We start from the raw sequence: 14,788 nt of genomic DNA, 5'->3' as shown, positions 1-14,788 counted from the left end.
TCAGCGGCCGAATCTGCGCTCGTAGTCGGCACGCTCACGATCGGCACGGGCGCGTGCTTTCGCGCCCAGCAGTCGGGGGTCGTAGCCGTGCTGCTGCAGGCGGTGCCGCTGCCAGATCGGCATGAGTGCCACCGAGAAATAGATCCACGGAATCAGGAGAAGCAGCATCATCGAGAGCGGGATCCACACCGGGCCCGGTATCAGCAGGAACAGCAGCAGGAACGGGATGAGCGGCAGGTTCCACCGCAGCAGATATCGCCGGGTTCCTCCGGGCCCGAGGATGTCCTCCCGGACCCACTCGCGCAGCTCCACGGGCAGCGTCCGGCCGAACATGTAACCGATCCGCTGAGGCAAATTAGGTCGCGCGCTACTCATATTGTCGAGGATAGTGCTTCTACTCGTAGAGCCGCGTCAGGCTGTCCGAGAATGTATCCACCACCACTTTCCTGCGCAGCTTCATGCTCGGCGTGAGATCGCCCTCTTCGATTGAGAGTTCGCGCTCGATGATCGTGAACTTCTTGACCTGCTCCCACCGGTTGAGTTGCAGGTTCAGCTGATCGATGTCCTTCGAGATCAGCTCGCGGGTCTTGTCGTGCTGTGTGATGTCGGAGAACGATTGCCCGTCGAGGCCGTTCTTGACTGCCCACTCGGTGACGGCTTCGGCGTCCAATGCCACCAGTGCGACGCAGTACGGCTTGCCCTCGCCGTGAACGATGATCTCCGCAGCGTACGGCGAGATGCCCTTGAAGGTCGCGGCGATCGCGGACGGCGCGACGTATTTGCCCTGCGACGTCTTGAACATGTCTTTCTTCCGGTCGGTGATCTTCAGGTAGCCGTCGTCGTCGAGGCTCCCGATGTCGCCCGTGTGGAACCAGCCATCGGCCTCGAGCGCTTCGGCGGTGGCGTCGGGACGGTCGTGGTAGCCGGTCATCACGCCGGGGCCCTTGATGAGCACTTCACCGTCCTCGGCGATCTCCACTTCGGTGCCGGGGAGGGGCCAGCCCACCGTGCCGAGCCGGTTGGCCTGGGGGCGGTTGACACAGGACGCGGCAGAAGTCTCCGTCAGTCCGTAGCCCTCGAGTACGGGGATGCCGACGGCGTCGAACCACTGGGCCACGTCGGGGTTCAGTGCCGCCGAGCCGGAGATGAAGAAGCGGAGCCGACCGCCGAATCGTTCCCGGATGGTCGAGAGCACCAGCTTGTCGGCAATCTTGTGCTGGGCCGAGTCGAGCATGCCTGGAGAACGACCGTCCTGACGCGCCTTCGAGACGTTGGTGCCCACGCCCATGGCCCAGTCGAAGAGCACCTTCTTGATGCCGCCTTCTTCCGCCATCATCCCTTCGACGCGCGCGTGTGCCTTCTCGAAGATTCGGGGCGCGGCACCCATGAAGGTCGGGCGCACGACGGCGAGGTTCTCGACGATCTTGTCGACCCGCCCGTCGACGGTGGTGGGGAAACCGATCTGCAGCGGCAGGGTGAGCAACACCTTGCCGAATACGTGCGCCAGGGGAAGCCAGAGGTACTGGAGGTCGTCGCGCCCGAGCAGGCCCACGGAGTCGACTGCTGCGGCCTCGTACGTCCACGCCGAATGCGGCAGCCGGACGCCCTTCGGTTTGCCGGTGGTGCCCGAGGTGTAGATGACAGTGGCCAGATGGTCGGGCTCGATGCTGTGGATCCTGTCGATCACCGAGTTCGCGTCTTCGGCGAGGCGTGCCCGGCCGAGTTCCGCGAGGTCGTCGAATCCGATCACCCAGTCGCCGTCGCCCGGTCCGTCGATCACGACCACCTTGGCAACATCCGGAAGCTCCCCACGATGCGCCGTGAGCTTCTCGACCTGCGTCGAGTCCTCGGCGATCACCACATGACTTCCGGAGTTGGACACGATGAACGCGACATCCGGTGCGTTGGTGGTGGGATACACCGTTGTGGTTGCCCCGCCGGCGCACATCACCGCGAGATCGGCGAGTACCCATTCGAAACGGGTCGACGACGCCAGCGCAACACGATCTTCGAGTTCGACGCCGAGCGACAGCAAACCGGCCGCGAGCAGCCGGACCTGCTCTCCGGTCTGTTCCCATGTGATACTCGCCCACCCGTCCTTACCGTCGGGGTAGCGGAAGGCTTCATCATCCGGTGTCGCAGTGACGCGATCGATGAACAGGCGAGCGACCGACGGCGCCCGCTTCTCGATCTTGGCGTGATCGACCTTTTCCTCGGACGCGCGCATTGTGGTCATTGTCCCAGTCTAGAAGGGGAGAACTCCGGTCACGCGCTGTTCCGGCCACCCCACTCGACTATTTAACGTAGCGCTTATATAGTGGGGTGGTGCACGGTTTCGAGGTTCTGTCGGATCCGGTGCGTCGCCGGATACTCGAAATGCTCTCCGAGCGCCCACGGGCGGCCGGAGACCTGGGCGACGTGGTCGGTGGTGAGTTCGGGATCTCTCAGCCTGCCGTCTCGCAGCACTTGAAAGTATTGCGGGACAACCATTTTGCTGTAGTGCATCGAGACGGCAACCGGCGCCTGTACGAATTGGATACCGGGGCCTTGGCCGAACTCGAGGGGTGGCTCGCCCGGCTGCGGCCACGTCCCACCCCAGCGCTCGATGCGCTCAGCACCGAGATCGCACGAGGCAAACACGCACGCCGCATTCGTACCGACAATCATGCCGACGAACAGAGGAGAACATCATGAAGGACGTGAAGACCAGGACCGAGACTCTGCGGCGCACGATCGGGCATCGCGTCGTCGACGGCAAGGACGCCGCCGTCGTGACGGTGTCGCAGAGTTACCCCACCGACGCCGACGACCTCTGGGATGCCTGCACCAACCCCGAGCGGATTCCGCGCTGGTTCCTCCCGGTCAGCGGCGAGTTGCGTGTGGGCGGCCGGTACCAGCTCGAAGGTAACGCCGGCGGGGAGATCCTCACGTGCGACCCTCCGAAATCCTTCTCGGCGACCTGGGAGTTCGGCGGGGGCAAGAGCTGGATCGAGGTCGCCGTCATCCCCGAACCGGGCGGGTACGCGCGCTTCGAACTCGCGCACATCGCCCACCCCGAAGGTGACCACTGGGAGACGTACGGTCCGGGAGCCGTCGGCATCGGATGGGACCAGGCACTTCTCGGTCTCGGCTTGCACGTCGATACGGGCGATGCGGTCGATCCTTCCGAGTTCGAGAAATGGTCGCTCTCACCGGAAGGGCTCGGTTACGTCCGGGAGTCGGGAAACGGCTGGTATGACGCGGATGTGGCCGCGGGAACCGACCCGGATGCGGCACGCGCACGGGCCGATCGCACCATCGCCTTCTACTCGGGGGAGTAGCCGCCGGTCACCCACAGGTGTGGCGTTGCCTGGAGTGAGGGACGCCGCGGCCTCTCCGATACCTGAGGGTGCGCCGCGCGGTGAGCGCTGGGCGGCCCGCGATCTTGAAGGTCGTTCCGGACGCACGCGCTTCGCGTTTCCGTTGCGACAAGCGCGATGAGTTGCGATCTGCGTCGCGATCATGGACACGGCTGCGATCAGTGGCGTGTCATAGGCCGAGAAGCGTTTCGGTGTTCTGGTGCGCGATTCGGTGTTTCTCCTCGTCGGAGAGACGGGCCTCGTCGAGGAAGGACACGGCGGCGTCGTTGCCGATGAAGGGATAGTCGACGGAGTAGAGGATGCGGTCGACATCGAGGGTTGCGACGCAGTATTGCAGCTGGGCCTGGTTGAACATGCCGGACGGTGTGATGTCGACGTTCTCTCTGAAGTACTCAGCGCAGGATACGAGCTGCTTGTGATCGATACCACAACCCGAAGTGGTGACGCTTCGCGGTTCGGACGTTCCGGTGCGCGTATCGGATAGCCGCTCGGACGTGTTTCCACTTAGGTTCGAGTAGACCATGACCTGAGTCACATGTTATCGCCTCGCCCTGCAGGTCATCCGAAGCGCTGGGCAGCATCATGACGAATCGAGGACTTCATGCGTATCGCCAATTACGACAATCGTGCAGCTCTGGTGATCGGCGAGATCGGAGCCGAGCGGACGGTGGATCTGGCCGCTGCATCACGGGGGAGGTTCGGCCCCGCACCCGCAGACGTCTACCCGGTCTGGGATGAGCTGACTACGTGGGTGGCCGGCGAGGACCTGTCCGCGCTTGCCGAGGACGGTGTCGCGATCGACCGGAGCCGGCTCGGGGCGCCCTCCCCGACTCCACGACAGGTATTCGCCATCGGCTTGAACTACCACGATCATGCGGCCGAGTCCGGGTTCGACTCACCCACCTCGCTGCCGCCGGTGTTCACGAAGTATGTCTCCAGCTTCTCCGGGCCTGACAGTGAGGTGAACATCCCGGCCGGTGGAAATGTCGACTGGGAAGTGGAACTCGTCGTCGTGATCGGCCGCGATGCCCACCGCGTCTCCGCTTCCGACGCATGGTCGTACGTGGCAGGTCTGACGGTGGGGCAGGATATCTCCGAACGGATCTCGCAGCTGCGTGGCCCGGCGGCCCAGTTCGGTCTGGGGAAGTCATTCCCCGGATTTTCTCCGCAGGGTCCGTGGTTGGTCACTCCCGACGAGTTCGCTGATCCCGACGACCTGGAGTTGGGCTGCGCCATCGACGGCGAGGAGGTTCAGAAGAGCCGCACCAGTGATCTGATCTTCGCCGTGCCGTCGGTGATTTCCTCCCTGTCCGAAACGGTCACCCTCTACCCCGGGGATGTCATCTTCACCGGTACTCCCGCCGGAGTGGGGGTGGGACAGAAGCCGCCGCGGTTCCTGCAGCCGGGTGAACAGCTGACCAGTTGGATCGGCGGAATCGGCGAGCTGCACCAGAGTTTCGTCGCTGCTCCGGCGTCGCTGTAGCCTGTCCGCGCACGTGGAGGTTCCTGCCTATGGTTCGGCTTGGATCACCCGGCCTGAGCTCCAGAGCTCGAGGCACGCTCGCCCGTCGTGATGGATGCACGGCGGGCGAGCGAGTTACCAACTCAGAGAGGGTGTTCCAGCGGACCTGCTGTGCCCGCCGTCATGGCTGCGACCACTCGTGCTCAGCGTCGTCTTCGTCGTCGAACAGGGGGCGAATATCCTTGGCCGCCATGATCTGATCATTACTCGCACCGGCAGCGATCATCGGCCAGACGAGAGCATCGTCGCTCACGATGAAGTCGATGACCACCGGCCGGTCGTTGATCTCCCGCGCTTGCGCGATGACACTGTCGATGTCCTCTTCACGCTCGCAACGCAGGGCTGCACAGCCCAGTGCGTCGGCGAGCTTGACGAAGTCCGGGATCCGGCGTGAGTGCGTGGAGAGGTCGATGTTCGAGTAGCGACCATCGTAGTGGATTGCCTGCAGCTGCTTGACCATTCCGAGGTTGCCGTTGTTGATCAGCGCCACCTTGATCGGCACACCCTCGACTGCCGCGGTCGCGAGTTCCTGATTGGTCATCTGGAAGCAGCCGTCGCCGTCGATCGCCCACACTTCCCGCTCCGGTGCGCCGAGCTTCGCACCCAGCGCCGCCGGAACGGCATATCCCATCGTTCCCAAACCCCCGGAATTGAGCCAGGTTCGAGGCTTCTCGAAGCCGATGAAATGGGCCGCCCACATCTGGTGCTGGCCGACACCGGAGGCATAGATCGCGTCGGGGCCCGCTGCCCTTCCGACCGCCTCGATGACCTGTTGCGGCGACAGCATGCCGTCGGCAGGCCGGTCGTAACTGACCGGGTAGGTATTGCGGATGTCGTCCAGCGCCGCACGCCACTTCGTCAGGTCTGGGGCGGGGCGGACCACGCGTTCGACACGCAGCGCCTCGGTGAGGTCGCGGATCACCTCGCGGCAGTCACCGACGATGGGGACATCGACGTCCCGGTTCTTGCCGATCTCGGCGGGGTCGACGTCGGCGTGAATCACCTTCGCGTTCGGGGCGAAAGAGTCGGCGTGCCCGGTGACCCGGTCGTCGAACCGTGCGCCGAGGGCGATCAGCAGGTCGCTGCGCTGCATCGCGGCCACCGCTGCGACTGCCCCGTGCATGCCCGGCATGCCGTAGTGCAGTGGATGGCTGTCGGGAAACGCACCGAGCGCCATCAGCGTGGTGACCACCGGGATGCCGGTGAGTTCGGCGAGCTCACGCAGTTGCTCTGAAGCACCGGCCTTGATCACCCCGCCACCGACGTAGAGGACGGGTGATTCGGCGGAGTTGATCAGGTCGGCGGCAGCGCGGATCGGCCTGCTGTGCGGCTTCGTGGTGGGACGGTATCCGGGCAGCGTGGTGGCCGGTGGCCAGTGGAACGTCGTGGTCGCCTGCAGCACGTCCTTCGGGATATCGACGAGCACGGCGCCCGGCCGGCCGGTAGAGGCGATATGGAATGCCTCGGCGATGGTGCGTGGAATATCGGCCGGGTCGGTGACCAGGAAGTTGTGTTTCGTGATCGGCATCGTGATGCCGCAGATGTCGGCTTCCTGGAAGGCATCGGTGCCGATCAGGCCGCGGCCGACCTGCCCGGTGATCGCGACTATCGGGACGGAGTCCATCTGTGCGTCGGCGAGGGGCGTCACGAGGTTGGTGGCACCCGGTCCGGAGGTGGCCATGCAGACGCCGACCTTGCCGGTGGCCTGGGCGTAGCCGGTGGCGGCGTGGCCGGCGCCCTGTTCGTGGCGGACCAGCACGTGTCGTAGTCGCGTCGATTCGAGGAGTGGGTCGTAGACCGGGAGGATTGCGCCGCCGGGGATGCCGAACACGCAGTCGACGCCGAGTTCTTCGAGGGAGCGGACTACGGCCTGCGCTCCGGTGAGTCGTTCGGGCAGGTGTATGGCCGCAGTTCGGGCTTGTCGATCGTCGTGGGCGTGCGGATCGTCGTGGGTTTGCTGATCGTCACGGAGTCGAGTCGGTGCACTCACGGAATGTCCTCTGAATCTGGTTCGGCTGTCGAACGGCGCCGCCGGGCGAAGGAGCAGATTGTGGCTTCGCGGGACTGCCGGACATCCTCGGATCGGAGGATGGTGCGCAACACAAGCTTTGCTCGGTGGTGGGCGAGCACGCGTGAGCAGTGGACCACGCGCGCCACTTCACTGGCATATCGGCGGTTATCGGTTTCAGCATTCTGCCCGCGCCCGGGCGTCGACCTGCTTGGGTAGTGAGCACATTGCCCAAGAATGATGCATTCATGGTCGGTCGATGAGTGGGGCCAGCAGCGGTGACAGACGGAAGTCGATCAGCTTTCGCATGACGAGCGAGGTGGTGGTTTGCTCGACTCCGTCGATGCCGAGGATCCGGCCGGTGATGCGGTAGAGGTCGTCGGTGTCGTGGGCGACGACATGGATGAGGAGGTCGGCGACGCCGCTGAGTCCGTGCACTTCGACGATCTCCGGAACTCTGTCGAGTGCCTGTGTGATCTGCGACAGCTTGCGCTGAGTGACGCTGGTGAGGATGAAGGCGGTCAGCGGGTAGCCCAGGGCGGCGAGAATCTTCGCGCGATCGAATCGACAGCGGGCTTGGTGGGCATTCTGTTTACCTCCGACAGGGGCGAAGTCGCGGCGGTGAGCAGAATGCTGAAATTCTGCGGTCGGTATTGCGGAAGTGTATGCCTGTGCTCGACTCTGGTGAGGGATCTGCACAGGGATACCGCATAGTTCGCCTACTGGACGGTGTATCTCGCAAACCGGCTATCTGCTACGACGGGCCGGACATACTGTGGTCTGGCGTGACCTGGATAACAATTCGACGGGCAGGCCGGGCACACGAACTTCGGTGTCACCGCACCGGTTCGGTGCTCTTCTCTCGACCAGTCCACTCGGCTATATCAGGAAGTGACCCATGAGTACCTCGTCCGCTGATCTGCACGCACCGGTGTCCGGTGAAAGCTCGGACACACTGGCCGAGATCGAGCAGCGTGTGTTGTGGCTCTCGACCTCGATGATTCACCACGCCAACCGTATTCGACCGAACCCCACCGGGCTCAAGGTCGGCGGTCATCAGGCGTCGTGCGCGTCGATGGTGTCGATCATGACGTCGCTGTGGTTCGAGCAGTTGCGACCGGGGGACCGCGTGTCGGTCAAACCCCACGCCTCCCCGGTGCTGCACGGTATCAACTACCTGCTCGGCGAGCTGGACGGGAAGTACCTGACGACGCTGCGTGAGTTCGGCGGACTGCAATCGTATCCGTCCCGGTCGAAAGACCCGGATCCGGTGGACTATTCGACCGGTTCGGTCGGCATCGGGGCGACGGCTCCGATCTGGGGTGCCATCGCCCGCCGCTACGTCGACACCGCCATCGGCGGCGCAGGCACCGGCAGGCAGTACTCCCTCGTCGGCGACGCGGAACTCGACGAAGGCGCAGTGTGGGAAGCGGTCCTGGACCACTCGGTCGCCGAACTCGGCGAGATCGTGTGGATCGTCGATCTGAACCGCCAATCCCTCGACCGGGTCGTGCCGAACATCGCCGCCGGTCGGCTCGAAGCCATGTTCGCGGCCGCCGGGTGGCAGGTGATCACCGTCAAGTTCGGGACTCTGCTGGAATCACTGTTCACTCGCCCGGGCGGTGCAGCGTTGCGCACCCGGATCCTGGACATGCCCAACCCCGAGTACCAGCGGATGCTGCGATGCGACGCCGACGAGGTGCGCACGCGGCTTCCCGGTGACGGCCCCGATGCCGCAGCGGTTGCATCGTTGATCGCCGAGTTGGACGACACCACCCTGCTGCAGGCGATCCGCAACCTCGGCGGACACGATCTCGACGCGTTGCGCGCAGCGTATGCGCAGATCGACGACACCCGACCCACGGTGATCATCGCCTACACCGTCAAGGGCCGCGGCCTGCCCACCGAGGGCCACCCGCAGAACCACTCGTCGCTGCTGACCGTCGAGCAGTACGACCAGCTCGCAGCAGGGCTCGGCATGGACACCTCCGACCCGTGGGCCCGGTTCCCTACCGACAGCCCAGCCGGACGTCTCTGCCGGGCCACCGCCGACCGTCTGACCCGCGACAAGGTCGAGTTCGGCACACCACCGGCCGTCCCGTCCGACATCGGACGCACCCCGTCCGGGACGTCCACCACCCAGGCCGCGCTGGGGCGGGCCTTGCTGGATTTGAGCCGTGAAGCACCGGATGCGGCGAAGCGCGTCATCACCGTCAGCCCCGATGTCTCGTCCACCACCAACTTGGCGGGCTGGTTGAACAAGGTCGGCGTGTGGTCGCCGAACGAACGCCGCAACTGGTTCGACGACGATGCCGAGACGATCATGCACTGGCGGGAGAAGCCGACCGGGCAGCACATGGAACTCGGTATCGCCGAAACCAACCTGGTCGGATTGATGGGTGAGCTCGGTGCCACCTGGAGTCGTTGGGGGCAGCCACTGTTCCCGATCGGCGTGATGTACGACCCGTTCGTCGAACGTGCGCTCGAGCCGTGGTCGTACGGGATCTATGCGGGTGGCCAGTCGATTCTGGTCGGGACCCCGTCCGGTGTCAGCCTCGCCGCGGAAGGTGGTGCGCACCAGTCGATCAAGACACCGTCGATCGGGTTGGAGCAGCCCGGGTGCATCAGCTACGAGCCGGCGTTCGCGATCGATGTCGAGTGGACGCTGCTCGACAGTATTTCCCGGCTCGGGCGGCCCGACGGCTCGTCGTCGTATCTGCGCCTGTCGACCCGTCCGGTCGATCAGACCCTCGCTACGGTTCCGTCGGATCCGGCGGCGCGGGAACGTCGTCGCCGGCAGGTGGTGGCAGGGGCGTACACGTTGCGGCAGTGCGAGAATCCGGCGGTCACGTTGGTCGGCATGGGTGCGGTGATCACCGAAACCCTGGCTGCGGCAGATAGGTTGGCCGATCAGGGTATCGCGGCCGAGGTGGTGTGTGTGACCAGTCCCGGACAGCTGTTCGAGGCGGTGCAGGCCCGTCGCGGACTCGCCGATGGTCCGTCGTGGATCCTCGACCAGGTGTTCCCCGCTGATCGGGCGGCACCGATGGTGACCGTTCTCGATGGACATCCGCACACTTTGGCGTTCTTGACGGGCATCAACAATGTTCGTGGTGCCGCGTTGGGTGTGAGCAGTTTCGGGCAGGTCGGTTCGCTCGAGGATGTGTACAAGTACCACGGGATCGACACGGACAGTGTCGTGCGTGCCGGCCTCGATCTGATCGCCTGACCAAGGAAGACGAAGACATGACGACGACACAAGAAGGCGCCTCGGTAACGCTGCCGTCCCTCGGCGAGAACGTCACCGAGGCGACCATCACTCGATGGCTCAAAGCGGTGGGCGACAGCGTCGAAGAAGGTGAGGCGTTGCTCGAGGTTGCCACCGACAAGGTTGACACCGAGATCCCGTCACCGAGTACCGGTATTCTCGTCGAACTACTTGCCGCCGAGGACGAGGTCGTCGAGGTCGGTGCAGCGCTCGCATCGATCGGCTCACCAGATCCCGAGCCGTCCGCACCAGAAGTACCGACCCCCGCACCCGCGGCCCCGCTGACAGCGCCGGTACCCACCGCAACGGTGGCTGCACCGTCGCCGACAGACGCTGGAGACCGAGTCGAGAAGTTGCCCCGGATCCGGCAGACCATTGCGCGGCGCATGCTCGAATCTCTGCAGACCTCAGCGCAGCTGACGACGGTGGTCGAGGTCGACATCACCGAGATCGCCAGACTACGCACCGCACACAAGGAGGAGTTTCACAGCCGCACCGGTACGAAGCTTTCGTTTCTGCCGTTCTTCGTCGCCGCTGCCGTCGGCGCGCTCACTGAGCATCCGGTCGTCAACTCGTCGCTCAATACCGACTGCACCGAGGTCACTTACCACGGGCCGGTGCATCTGGGTATGGCCGTCGACAGTGACAAAGGGTTGATGGTACCTGTGATCCGTCATGCCGACGGGTTGACCATCACCGAACTCGCCCGTGCCATCGGCGATTCCGCGGATCAGGTGCGGTCGGGGACGATCCGGCCCGACGATCTGTCCGGGGGCACATTCACGATCACCAACACCGGCAGCCGCGGCGCACTGTTCGACACCCCCATCATCAACCAGCCCCAGTCCGCCATCCTCGGTATCGGCACCGTCGTCGAGCGCCTCGTTCCCTCCCGTGGCGTCGGCGGATCACTCCAGATCGAGGTGCGAGCGATGGCCTACCTATCCCTCTCCTACGACCACCGCATCGTCGACGGCGCCGACGCGGCCCGCTATCTCGGTTCCGTCCGGCAGCGTTTGGAAGCGGGGTTCCACTCAGACGACCTTCAGTGACCATAGGTGGGTTCTTCCGGCAACGCGGGCCGACCGTGGAATGCCCGGACTGTGACACGGACCATCCCGACGCGGTAGTTTGGTGTAACTCCGAGAACTACTCACCGGTAGGGGTGCGACATGCCTGCTCCGAACGCTGCGACCTTCGCGAGGCTCGCAGAGCTCATCGCGATCGAGGACACCTCCTCGCGACCCACGCGACCCGTCGTCGAGGCCTTCACCGGCCGCGAGATCGCGACCGTGCCCGTCGGCACCGCCGACGATGCGAAAGCCGCGATCGACCGTGCACGCAAAGCGCAGGTCGCGTGGGCGCAGACGCCGGTCCAGGAGCGCGCCGAGATCTTCCACCGCTATCGCGACCTGCTGATCTCGAAGCGCGAGTCGCTCATGGACATGGCGCAGGCCGAAACTGGCAAATCCCGGGCATCGGCGCAGGAAGAAGTGCTCGACATCGCGATGACCGCGCGCTACTACGCGCGCACAGCGGCGAAACTGCTGCGCCCACGCAGTGCCACGGGAATGCTCCCCGTCCTGACGAAGACCACGGTGCGGCATCATCCCAAGGGCGTTGTCGGGGTGATCGCGCCGTGGAACTACCCGATGACCCTCGCCGTCTCCGACGCGATCCCTGCGCTGCTCGCGGGCAACGCGGTGGTGCTCAAGCCCGACAGCCAGACCCCGTACTGCGCACTTGCAGTCGCCGACCTGCTCTACGAGGCGGGGTTGCCGCGCGACCTGTTCGCCGTCGTGCCCGGCCCCGGTTCGGTGGTGGGTACCGCACTCGTCGAGAACACCGACTACCTGATGTTCACGGGTTCCTCGCAGACCGGTCGTCTCCTCGCAGAGCAGGCCGGGCGACGTCTCATCGGCTTTTCCGCCGAGCTCGGCGGAAAGAACCCCATGATCGTCACCGAAGGCGCGAACTTGCGCGAGGTGACCGAAGCCGCGATGCGCGCGTGCTTCTCGAACTCCGGTCAGCTGTGCATCTCGATCGAGCGGATCTACGTCGAGAAGTCGATCGCGCCCGAGTTCCTCCGGATGTTCGGTGATCGGGTGCGCAAGGTCGCGCTCGGTGCGAGCTACGACTTCGGCACCGAGATGGGATCGCTCATCAACGAGGATCAGGTCAAGACCGTGTCGGCGCACGTGGACGACGCGGTCGCGAAGGGCGCGACCGTCGTCGCCGGCGGCAAGCCGCGCCCGGACCTGGGGCCGCTGTTCTACGAACCGACCGTCCTGACCGACGTTCCCGAAGATGCCGAGTGCTACGCCGACGAGACGTTCGGGCCGCTCGTGTCGGTGTATCCGGTGGATGACGTCGAGGACGCGATCCGTCGTGCCAACGACACGGAGTACGGACTCAACGCGTCGGTGTGGGCGCGCACCAAGGCCGAGGGTGAGGCGATCGCAGCGCGGATCCACGCGGGCACCGTCAACGTCGACGAAGGGTACGCGCCGGCGTGGGGTAGTACCGACGCCCCGATGGGAGGCATGGGTATCTCCGGCGTGGGCCGGCGACACGGTCCCGACGGTCTGCTCAAGTACACGGAGGCGCAGACCATCGCAACGACGCGCCTGCTCAACCTGGACGGTCCCCGAGGTCTGCCGAAGAAGGCATGGGCGAAGATGCTGGCGCCGTTCGTCGCCGCGATGAAGTGGTTGCCGGGACGGTAGGTCCGGGGGTCGCGCTTTCCAATTGCAGCCGCAGTGCCTCGAGGTTGTCGCGCATCTGCGGACGCATGTCGTGGTGCTGAGGAAGAAGGTGCAGGTAGCCCCATTCGAACGGACGATAGGGCTTCTCGATCACGCGATAGGAGTGCTGGACCCGGGTGCCGGTGCCGTCGGGAGTGAGTCTGTACGACCAGAGTGTCGAGTCGTGGTAGGCCGGATTGTGCCGGGCCGGCACTGTGCGGAACGCAAACGCCTTCCCCGGGTCGGCTGCCGTCACTTCGCAGAGTCGGGACCAATGGAGGTGACCCGACCGGTTGCGCCCTCGGAACCGGGCGCCCACGTCTCCCGCGGCTTTTCCGGGTAGCGGTGTGCAGGAGACACATTCGGTGCTGCGCTCGCCGGTGCGGGTGACGTCCGACAGCACCTCGTACACCGATCGGGCAGGAGCGTCTATGTGCACGTCGACGGAGCCTTCGGTGCGGGCCGGTCGACGGTGCAGAGGCCGGATGTCGACGCCGGCACCCCAACGGGCCGCGCATGCTCGCCGGTACGGCCGTGCGAACGCGTGCAGCAGCATGAAGCGGGTGAAGGGGCCGACCTTGTGGGCCATGATGTCGTAGTCCTGGCGGTCTGCTCCGTCGATCAACCAGTGTGCTTCGAGGCCCAGTTCCTGCTTCGACTTCGGAGCGAGGTAGAACCGTTCCTCCCATTCGTCCAACTGAGTTTGTGACAGCGTCCGGGCCACCACGGGCATGGCCTCGTTCTCCTCGCGTTGCAGATGCGGTATCAAGACCTCCGTGAGTCGGCCCAGAGACTGCGAAAGTTCTTCACGGGAAACGGCATTCGATCGGTACGCGGCGACGGCCGCGGTCACCCCGGTGATCTCCGGTGCGACCAGCCGGTGGTCGGCGTCCATCCGGTCGAGCAGGGGTCCGGCGTCGGGGTTCAGCCGGCGCACCATCGGCCACAGTCCTCGATCCTCGCCGTCGTGATGCACGTGCAGAAAGTGCATCATCCAGTCCAGATGGTCGGCAAGTGCGGTGCGGCGTTCGTCGTTCGGCGGGGGAGTGGACGCGAGTGCGCGTTGTGCGCGTGTGAGGTCGCGGCGGAGTGCGTTGTGCACGATGTTCATGGTGCGTGTATCGGTGACGTGCGGGTCGATGCTCATGATGTGCTCCATCAGTGACCGTCCGAATCATTCGGGACGGTCGAGGATTTCTTCCATACGGCCGGTCAGCCATGCCGTGTAGCGGGCTCGGCTCCAGCCGCGTTCGTCGGCGAGAAGGTGGTAGACCTGGTCGCTGGTCAGTGCCCACAGCTCGTCGATCCGATCCGGCGGGAGATCGTGTCCGGAGATCATTCGAGCCGCTTCGGCGACGGTGTCGTATCTGCGTTGTGTTGCAGCGATGACTTCGGTGCGGAGAGCGGGTTCGGTTCGGGCTCCGGCGCGAAGTACCTCGACGATCCGGTGTGTGCGTTCGTTGATGTCTGCGGTGAGGTGCGCTGCCGCATCGATCCGTTCGTGGCGGGTGGGTGCGGTGCCGATTCGGATGAATGCCGACCGGTCTGCGAGCGGTGACGGTTCGGCGTCGCCGACCACTGCTATGTCGACAGCGGCCTTGAGCAGTGCGGCTTTGGGCCCGACCGCCGAATAGATGGTTTCTACCGACACTTCGGCGGTGTGGGCGACGTCCCGCATGCTGGTCCCGGCCCAACCACGCGAGGTGAACAGGTCGGTGGCGGTGGCCAGTACGGCGGCTCGGGTTCGGGCTGCCTGGAGCTGACGCCGCGGAGATCGGTAGGGGCGAGTGGTGGACCTGCCGGATGTCGCGGACGTATCCGTGGACACAATTCGATGGTAGAACGCCCTTACGTTCAATCCAAGGGTGTTCCGGTGAAGTTTCGGCC

At 65.1% G+C, this 14,788-nt stretch carries 13 protein-coding genes; 6 read left to right on the top strand and 7 right to left on the bottom strand.

Annotation, left to right across the window (positions count from 1 at the left end):
- Positions 1–375: a DUF5313 family protein gene (locus EV641_RS15350; RefSeq protein WP_132472777.1), complete on the bottom strand. Its 375-nt coding sequence runs from the start codon at positions 373–375 to the stop codon at positions 1–3.
- Positions 376–394: 19 nt separating this feature from the next.
- Positions 395–2,236 carry a long-chain fatty acid--CoA ligase gene (locus EV641_RS15345; RefSeq protein WP_132472775.1) on the bottom strand — a complete coding sequence of 614 codons (1,842 nt, stop codon included), beginning with the start codon at positions 2,234–2,236 and terminating at the stop codon, positions 395–397.
- Positions 2,237–2,325: 89 nt separating this feature from the next.
- On the opposite strand from EV641_RS15345, the gene EV641_RS15340 reads away from it, so the two are divergent.
- Together EV641_RS15340 and EV641_RS15335 are read left to right on the top strand one after the other, a co-directional pair.
- Positions 2,326–2,694 carry a metalloregulator ArsR/SmtB family transcription factor gene (locus EV641_RS15340; RefSeq protein WP_132472773.1) on the top strand — a complete coding sequence of 123 codons (369 nt, stop codon included), beginning with the start codon at positions 2,326–2,328 and terminating at the stop codon, positions 2,692–2,694.
- Positions 2,691–3,320 (top strand): SRPBCC family protein, encoded by a 630-nt coding sequence (locus tag EV641_RS15335; RefSeq protein WP_132472771.1) that lies wholly within the window; start codon positions 2,691–2,693, stop codon positions 3,318–3,320. Before EV641_RS15340 ends, EV641_RS15335 begins: the two co-directional genes overlap by 4 nt.
- Before the next feature lie 208 nt (positions 3,321–3,528).
- Here the strand turns inward: EV641_RS15335 and EV641_RS30265 are convergent, their stop codons facing one another.
- On the bottom strand, positions 3,529–3,714 hold the full coding sequence (locus tag EV641_RS30265; RefSeq protein ID WP_241997250.1) for an amidohydrolase family protein: 186 nt from the start codon (positions 3,712–3,714) through the stop codon (positions 3,529–3,531).
- 246 nt (positions 3,715–3,960) lie between these two features.
- On the opposite strand from EV641_RS30265, the gene EV641_RS15325 reads away from it, so the two are divergent.
- Complete coding sequence (locus EV641_RS15325) at positions 3,961–4,842, top strand: fumarylacetoacetate hydrolase family protein (RefSeq protein ID WP_132472769.1); 882 nt, start codon at positions 3,961–3,963, stop codon at positions 4,840–4,842.
- A gap of 160 nt (positions 4,843–5,002) precedes the next feature.
- Here EV641_RS15325 and EV641_RS15320 read toward each other — a convergent pair whose 3' ends face one another.
- Positions 5,003–6,871: an acetolactate synthase large subunit gene (locus tag EV641_RS15320; protein ID WP_132472767.1), complete on the bottom strand. Its 1,869-nt coding sequence runs from the start codon at positions 6,869–6,871 to the stop codon at positions 5,003–5,005.
- Between the two features lie 264 nt (positions 6,872–7,135).
- Complete coding sequence (locus tag EV641_RS15315) at positions 7,136–7,588, bottom strand: Lrp/AsnC family transcriptional regulator (protein WP_241997248.1); 453 nt, start codon at positions 7,586–7,588, stop codon at positions 7,136–7,138.
- Positions 7,589–7,787: 199 nt separating this feature from the next.
- Here EV641_RS15315 and EV641_RS15310 point away from each other — a divergent pair, with 199 nt between their 5' ends.
- From EV641_RS15310 to EV641_RS15300, 3 genes are all read left to right on the top strand, one after another.
- Positions 7,788–10,118 (top strand): transketolase C-terminal domain-containing protein, encoded by a 2,331-nt coding sequence (locus EV641_RS15310; RefSeq protein WP_132472763.1) that lies wholly within the window; start codon positions 7,788–7,790, stop codon positions 10,116–10,118.
- 17 nt (positions 10,119–10,135) lie between these two features.
- Positions 10,136–11,209, top strand: coding sequence for a 2-oxo acid dehydrogenase subunit E2 (locus EV641_RS15305; RefSeq protein ID WP_132472761.1), 1,074 nt, complete (start codon positions 10,136–10,138; stop codon positions 11,207–11,209).
- 120 nt (positions 11,210–11,329) lie between these two features.
- Positions 11,330–12,883, top strand: coding sequence for a succinic semialdehyde dehydrogenase (locus EV641_RS15300; protein ID WP_132472759.1), 1,554 nt, complete (start codon positions 11,330–11,332; stop codon positions 12,881–12,883).
- Here EV641_RS15300 and EV641_RS15295 read toward each other — a convergent pair.
- Together EV641_RS15295 and EV641_RS15290 are read right to left on the bottom strand one after the other, a co-directional pair.
- Positions 12,789–14,048, bottom strand: coding sequence for a hemerythrin domain-containing protein (locus tag EV641_RS15295; protein ID WP_241997247.1), 1,260 nt, complete (start codon positions 14,046–14,048; stop codon positions 12,789–12,791). The two genes, EV641_RS15300 and EV641_RS15295, sit on opposite strands and share 95 nt — an antisense overlap.
- A 27-nt stretch (positions 14,049–14,075) precedes the next feature.
- On the bottom strand, positions 14,076–14,729 hold the full coding sequence (locus EV641_RS15290; RefSeq protein ID WP_241997246.1) for a helix-turn-helix domain-containing protein: 654 nt from the start codon (positions 14,727–14,729) through the stop codon (positions 14,076–14,078).
- Positions 14,730–14,788: the final 59 nt, after the last annotated feature.

It is taken from the genome of Rhodococcus sp. SMB37, from assembly GCF_004345605.1.
In the GTDB taxonomy this organism is placed as follows: domain Bacteria; phylum Actinomycetota; class Actinomycetes; order Mycobacteriales; family Mycobacteriaceae; genus Rhodococcus.
The sequence above is the reverse complement of the archived record's forward strand: the minus strand, read 5'-3'. Positions and strand labels throughout refer to the sequence as shown.

Excerpts from the sequence above, each read along its gene's own strand:
- EV641_RS15350 (WP_132472777.1), bottom strand. The coding sequence starts at position 375 with ATGAGTAGCGCGCGACCTAATTTGCCTCAGCGGATCGGTTACATGTTC.
- EV641_RS15345 (WP_132472775.1), bottom strand. The coding sequence starts at position 2,236 with ATGACCACAATGCGCGCGTCCGAGGAAAAGGTCGATCACGCCAAGATC.
- EV641_RS15335 (WP_132472771.1), top strand. The coding sequence starts at position 2,691 with ATGAAGGACGTGAAGACCAGGACCGAGACTCTGCGGCGCACGATCGGG.
- EV641_RS30265 (WP_241997250.1), bottom strand. The coding sequence starts at position 3,714 with ATGTTCAACCAGGCCCAGCTGCAATACTGCGTCGCAACCCTCGATGTC.
- EV641_RS15325 (WP_132472769.1), top strand. The coding sequence starts at position 3,961 with ATGCGTATCGCCAATTACGACAATCGTGCAGCTCTGGTGATCGGCGAG.
- EV641_RS15310 (WP_132472763.1), top strand. The coding sequence starts at position 7,788 with ATGAGTACCTCGTCCGCTGATCTGCACGCACCGGTGTCCGGTGAAAGC.
- EV641_RS15305 (WP_132472761.1), top strand. The coding sequence starts at position 10,136 with ATGACGACGACACAAGAAGGCGCCTCGGTAACGCTGCCGTCCCTCGGC.
- EV641_RS15300 (WP_132472759.1), top strand. The coding sequence starts at position 11,330 with ATGCCTGCTCCGAACGCTGCGACCTTCGCGAGGCTCGCAGAGCTCATC.
- EV641_RS15295 (WP_241997247.1), bottom strand. The coding sequence starts at position 14,048 with ATGAGCATCGACCCGCACGTCACCGATACACGCACCATGAACATCGTG.